This is a genomic window from Bartonella sp. AD328YNZD (genome assembly GCF_042196425.1).
The window spans coordinates 1-747 of the sequence record NZ_JBHIQG010000706.1; the positions used below are offsets into that span (position 1 = coordinate 1).

The 747-nt window shown below is 36.5% G+C and carries 2 protein-coding genes; both read right to left on the reverse strand.

The features are described from left to right. The coding region (locus ACFIO3_RS14585) for a DUF1376 domain-containing protein (protein ID WP_375614282.1) at positions 1-396 on the reverse strand (396 nt) is incomplete at its 3' end. After that, complete coding sequence (locus ACFIO3_RS14590) at positions 386-709, reverse strand: DUF1376 domain-containing protein (protein ID WP_375608851.1); 324 nt, start codon at positions 707-709, stop codon at positions 386-388. The genes ACFIO3_RS14585 and ACFIO3_RS14590, both read right to left, overlap by 11 nt. Positions 710-747: the final 38 nt, after the last annotated feature.

Consider the following 747-nt stretch of genomic DNA (forward strand, 5'->3'; position numbering starts at 1 on the left):
GCATTGCTCATGCATTGCACGTGCATCATCATTACTTTTATCTTTGTTTTTATCCCATCTAGCTTTTGCTGCTTTTGATGCCTTTTCTGAAGATTTTTCTAAATTCTCATTGCAATTTAGTAACTCTTCTTCAACTTGTGCACTCCATAAATTTCCATTTTCCAAGCGGATAATTAATTTTTTTCGAATGAGTTTTTCTAATGATTTTTTAAAAGTTTGTACTGAACAGCCAACAGCACGTGCTAAAACAGAGGCATCATCATAAAGAGGTTCACAAGTTCTATACATAAAAGCAGTGAGTGTACTATAAGTGGCTTTTTCTGCTGCATCAGTGCCAGCAAAGTCCATAATCCACTCTTGATAAAAATTACGTACCCAAGGTAATTTATTTGCCATAATTACCCTCCTGCTCTTCAATAAAAGCTGCTTCTTTTAATTCCTCTTCAACCTGTAAACTCCACAAGCGACCATCTGCTAAACGAATGAGATATCCTTCTTCAAGCAAAACATTCAGTGCCGCTTCAAACTTCTTCACTGAATAACCAGTGTAATGAGATAAAACTTTAATATTATAAAAAAGAGGTTCACCAGTACGCAACATACGTAACCGTAATCGCATATAGATATTGCCCTCTACAGCAGGCAAATAATCAACAACTATTGCCCACTGGTCTGCAAAAAGCCTCGTCCATGGCAACTTAGTTGACATACTTCACCTCCCTTTCTCCATTATTATTGCAAGTGAAA

What these genes read in the sequence shown, in the direction of transcription:
- ACFIO3_RS14590 (WP_375608851.1), bottom strand. Translation starts at nt 709, where the DNA reads ATGTCAACTAAGTTGCCATGGACGAGGCTTTTTGCAGACCAGTGGGCA.